3 rRNA genes are annotated in these 5,517 nt (G+C 56.2%); all 3 read left to right on the forward strand.

The features are described 5' to 3' along the window. The first annotated feature begins 240 nt into the window (after nucleotides 1-240). Nucleotides 241-1,768: ribosomal RNA gene (locus tag RKE38_RS19525) — 16S ribosomal RNA — on the forward strand. 353 nt (nucleotides 1,769-2,121) lie between these two features. Next, nucleotides 2,122-5,246, forward strand: a 23S ribosomal RNA gene (locus RKE38_RS19530). Between the two features lie 109 nt (nucleotides 5,247-5,355). Continuing rightward, nucleotides 5,356-5,472 (forward strand): 5S ribosomal RNA (gene rrf / locus RKE38_RS19535). The 16S, 23S and 5S rRNA genes sit together here, the layout of an rRNA operon. Nucleotides 5,473-5,517 lie beyond the last annotated feature (45 nt).

The raw sequence follows: 5,517 nt of genomic DNA on the forward strand, positions 1-5,517 counted from the left end.
GGTGCGCGTCCGATCCTTGAGAACTCAACAGCGTGTCAAAAATCGATGCCAATAACCTCGTCTCGGGGTGGCTCGTGGCCGGACTTTTATGGTTTGGTTGTGGGTTGCTTCGAACGATTATCCTTTGATTGACAACGATCATCTAGCGAATGCTAGTTGTTTGTGACTCAGTCAGTGAAACAACCCTTCACGGGTAACGGTTTCGCGTTCTGGCCTTTGGGTTGGGGCGCGTGCTGAACATCAATGGAGAGTTTGATCCTGGCTCAGGACGAACGCTGGCGGCGTGCTTAACACATGCAAGTCGAACGGTGACCTGAGGTGCTTGCACCTTTGTGATCAGTGGCGAACGGGTGAGTAACACGTGAGTAACCTGCCCCTGACTCTGGAATAACCCCGGGAAACCGGGGCTAATACCGGATATGAAACAGAGCCGCATGGGTACTGTTTGGAAAGTTTTTCGGTTGGGGATGGACTCGCGGCCTATCAGCTTGTTGGTGAGGTAATGGCTCACCAAGGCGACGACGGGTAGCCGGCCTGAGAGGGCGACCGGCCACACTGGGACTGAGACACGGCCCAGACTCCTACGGGAGGCAGCAGTGGGGAATATTGCACAATGGGCGAAAGCCTGATGCAGCGACGCCGCGTGAGGGATGACGGCCTTCGGGTTGTAAACCTCTTTCAGCAGGGAAGAAGCGCAAGTGACGGTACCTGCAGAAGAAGCACCGGCTAACTACGTGCCAGCAGCCGCGGTAATACGTAGGGTGCGAGCGTTGTCCGGAATTATTGGGCGTAAAGAGCTTGTAGGCGGTTTGTCGCGTCTGCTGTGAAAATCCGGGGCTCAACCCCGGACTTGCAGTGGGTACGGGCAGACTAGAGTGTGGTAGGGGAGACTGGAATTCCTGGTGTAGCGGTGAAATGCGCAGATATCAGGAGGAACACCGATGGCGAAGGCAGGTCTCTGGGCCACTACTGACGCTGAGAAGCGAAAGCATGGGGAGCGAACAGGATTAGATACCCTGGTAGTCCATGCCGTAAACGTTGGGAACTAGGTGTGGGTCTCATTCCACGAGATCCGTGCCGCAGCTAACGCATTAAGTTCCCCGCCTGGGGAGTACGGCCGCAAGGCTAAAACTCAAAGGAATTGACGGGGGCCCGCACAAGCGGCGGAGCATGCGGATTAATTCGATGCAACGCGAAGAACCTTACCAAGGCTTGACATATGCGAGAACGCGGCAGAGATGTCGTTCTCTTTGGACACTCGCATACAGGTGGTGCATGGTTGTCGTCAGCTCGTGTCGTGAGATGTTGGGTTAAGTCCCGCAACGAGCGCAACCCTCGTTCTATGTTGCCAGCACGTGATGGTGGGGACTCATAGGAGACTGCCGGGGTCAACTCGGAGGAAGGTGGGGATGACGTCAAATCATCATGCCCCTTATGTCTTGGGCTTCACGCATGCTACAATGGCCGGTACAAAGGGCTGCGAAACCGCGAGGTGGAGCGAATCCCAAAAAACCGGTCTCAGTTCGGATTGGGGTCTGCAACTCGACCCCATGAAGTCGGAGTCGCTAGTAATCGCAGATCAGCAACGCTGCGGTGAATACGTTCCCGGGCCTTGTACACACCGCCCGTCAAGTCACGAAAGTCGGTAACACCCGAAGCCGGTGGCCCAACCCCTTGTGGGAGGGAGCTGTCGAAGGTGGGACTGGCGATTGGGACTAAGTCGTAACAAGGTAGCCGTACCGGAAGGTGCGGCTGGATCACCTCCTTTCTAAGGAGCACTGGTCGCGCAAGCGATCCAGAGCCCGGTCTGAGTGCGAGTGTCACTCAGCGGGTGCTCAAGGGTGGAACATCGATTAGTTGGCGCTGACACCTGCTGGTGTCGCTAGTACAAGCTCTCCTCGTTGGGGGTGGGCAGTGGAACGCGCACTGGTGGGGGTAGGCGCCTGGCACGTTGTTGGGTCCTGAAGGCTCGGGCGTTGAGCTTGACCTTCGGGCCGGTCATGGACTGGCTTGGACCCCTGTCGCGGATGAACCGCTGGCCTTGATGGCTGGTAGGCACCGGGATCGACAGGGGGCCGCCCGTTTCTTGAGAACTACACAGTGGACGCGAGCATCTTTGTGGCTCAAGTTTTTAAGGGCACACGGTGGATGCCTTGGCACCAGGAACCGAAGAAGGACGTAGGAATCTGCGATAAGCCTCGGGGAGTCGATAACCAGACTGTGATCCGAGGATTTCCGAATGGGGAAACCCGGCTGGAGGCAAGTCCAGTCACTCTCATCTGAACACATAGGGTGAGTAGAGGGAACGTGGGGAAGTGAAACATCTCAGTACCCACAGGAAGAGAAAGCAACCGCGATTCCGTGAGTAGTGGCGAGCGAAAGCGGAAGAGGCTAAACCTTATCTGTGTGATAGCTGTCAGGCGTTGCAGGTAAGGGGTCGTGGGACTGCTCAGCTGGTTCTGACAGGCCGGCAGGGAGTCAAAAATTCGCGTTATAGTCGAAGGGCATTGAAAGGCCCGGCATAGAGGGTGCTACCCCCGTAGACGAAATGGCGTGAACTCCTGTAGCAGTATCCCAAGTAGCACGGGGCCCGAGAAATCCCGTGTGAATCTGGCGGGACCACCCGCTAAGCCTAAATATTCCCTGGTGACCGATAGCGGACAAGTACCGTGAGGGAAAGGTGAAAAGTACCCCGGGAGGGGAGTGAAATAGATCCTGAAACCGTGTGCCTACAATCCGTCGGAGCCTCCTTGTGGGGTGACGGCGTGCCTTTTGAAGAATGAGCCTGCGAGTTAGTGCTCAGTGGCGAGGTTAACCCGTGTGGGGAAGCCGTAGCGAAAGCGAGTCCGAATAGGGCGATTTAGTCGCTGGGTCTAGACCCGAAGCGGAGTGATCTACCCATGGCCAGGTTGAAGCGACGGTAAGACGTCGTGGAGGACCGAACCCACTTAGGTTGAAAACTGAGGGGATGAGCTGTGGGTAGGGGTGAAAGGCCAATCAAACTCCGTGATAGCTGGTTCTCCCCGAAATGCATTTAGGTGCAGCGTCACGTGTTTCTTACCGGAGGTAGAGCTACTGGATAGCCGATGGGCCTCACCAGGTTACTGACGTTAGCCAAACTCCGAATGCCGGTAAGTGAGAGCGTGGCAGTGAGACTGCGGGGGATAAGCTCCGTAGTCGAGAGGGAAACAGCCCAGACCACCAGCTAAGGTCCCTAAGCGTGTGCTAAGTGGGAAAGGATGTGGAGTTGCATTGACAACCAGGAGGTTGGCTTAGAAGCAGCCACCCTTTAAAGAGTGCGTAATAGCTCACTGGTCAAGTGATTCCGCGCCGACAATGTAGCGGGGCTCAAGCACACCACCGAAGCTGTGGCATTGACACATCTGCCCGGCCACCACACCTGCGGGTTGGTGGTCCAAGCGTGTTGATGGGTAGGGGAGCGTCGTGTGGCCAGGGAAGCGGCGGAGTGATCCAGCCGTGGAGGCCACACGAGTGAGAATGCAGGCATGAGTAGCGAATGACGGGCGAGAAACCCGTCCGCCGAATAACCAAGGGTTCCAGGGTCAAGCTAATCTGCCCTGGGTAAGTCGGGACCTAAGGCGAGGCCGACAGGCGTAGTCGATGGACATCCGGTTGATATTCCGGAACCGGCGAAGAACCGCCCATGACGAACCTAGTGATGCTAAACGCCCAAAGCTGTTGTCCAAGACCTTCGGGTTGAGGACCTCAGTGGAGCGCGTGACCCGATCTAGTAGTAGTCAAGCGATGGGGAGACGCAGGAAGGTAGCCTCCGCGTGGCGATGGTTGTCCACGTCCAAGGGTGTAGGGAGTCAGATAGGCAAATCCGTCTGACATTAATCCTGAGACCTGATAGTGACCGCGTATGCGGGAAGCAGGGTGATCCTATGCTGCCGAGAAAATCCTCTAGCGAGGTTCGAGCCGCCCGTACCCCAAACCGACTCAGGTGGTTAGGTAGAGAATACCAAGGCGATCGAGTGAATCGTGGTTAAGGAATTCGGCAAAATACCCCCGTAACTTCGGGAGAAGGGGGGCCCAGATCCTGAAGGCACTTGCTGCCTAGGGAGAACGGCCGCAGAGACCAGGGAGAAGCGACTGTTTACTAAAAACACAGGTCCGTGCGAAGTCGCAAGACGATGTATACGGACTGACGCCTGCCCGGTGCTGGAAGGTTAAGAGGACGGGTTAGTTCCTTCGGGAGCGAAGCTCAGAATTTAAGCCCCAGTAAACGGCGGTGGTAACTATAACCATCCTAAGGTAGCGAAATTCCTTGTCGGGTAAGTTCCGACCTGCACGAATGGCGTAACGACTTCTCCACTGTCTCAACCACGAACTCGGCGAAATTGCACTACGAGTAAAGATGCTCGTTACGCGCAGCAGGACGGAAAGACCCCGGGACCTTTACTACAGCTTGGTATTGGTGTTCGGTACGGCTTGTGTAGGATAGGTGGGAGACTGTGAAGCCGGCACGCCAGTGTCGGTGGAGTCAACGTTGAAATACCACTCTGGTCGTTCTGGATATCTAACCTCGGTCCGTGATCCGGATCAGGGACAGTGCCTGGTGGGTAGTTTAACTGGGGCGGTTGCCTCCTAAAAGGTAACGGAGGCGCCCAAAGGTTCCCTCAGCCTGGTTGGCAATCAGGTTTTGAGTGTAAGTGCACAAGGGAGCTTGACTGTGAGACAGGCATGTCGAGCAGGGACGAAAGTCGGGACTAGTGATCCGGCGGTGGCTTGTGGAAGCGCCGTCGCTCAACGGATAAAAGGTACCCCGGGGATAACAGGCTGATCTTGCCCAAGAGTCCATATCGACGGCATGGTTTGGCACCTCGATGTCGGCTCGTCGCATCCTGGGGCTGGAGTAGGTCCCAAGGGTTGGGCTGTTCGCCCATTAAAGCGGTACGCGAGCTGGGTTTAGAACGTCGTGAGACAGTTCGGTCCCTATCCGCTGTGCGCGTAGGAAACTTGAGAAGGGCTATCCCTAGTACGAGAGGACCGGGATGGACGAACCTCTGGTGTGTCAGTTGTTCTGCCAAGAGCACGGCTGATTAGCTACGTTCGGAAGTGATAACCGCTGAAAGCATCTAAGCGGGAAGCACGCTTCAAGATGAGGTTTCCATGCACCTAGTGTGCGAGAGGCTCCCAGCTAGACTACTGGGTTGATAGGCCAGACGTGGAAGCACAGTAATGTGTGTAGCTGACTGGTACTAATAAGCCGATAACTTGACATCACAAAGATGCTACGCGTCCACTGTGTGGTTCCCGAGACACGGTCGGGAACCCACCCAACCCCCCCACAGGGTTGGGTACTGATTCAACCGATTGAGATCTCCATAGAGTTTCGGCTGTCATAGCGAAGGGGAAACGCCCGGTCCCATTCCGAACCCGGAAGCTAAGCCCTTCAGCGCCGATGGTACTGCACTGGTGACGGTGTGGGAGAGTAGGACGCAGCCGAACATACTTTGTCAAAAGGGCCACCCCACACGGGTGGCCCTTTTGCAT

Origin of the sequence: Phycicoccus sp. M110.8, assembly GCF_032464895.1 — a bacterium.
Classification (GTDB): domain Bacteria; phylum Actinomycetota; class Actinomycetes; order Actinomycetales; family Dermatophilaceae; genus Pedococcus.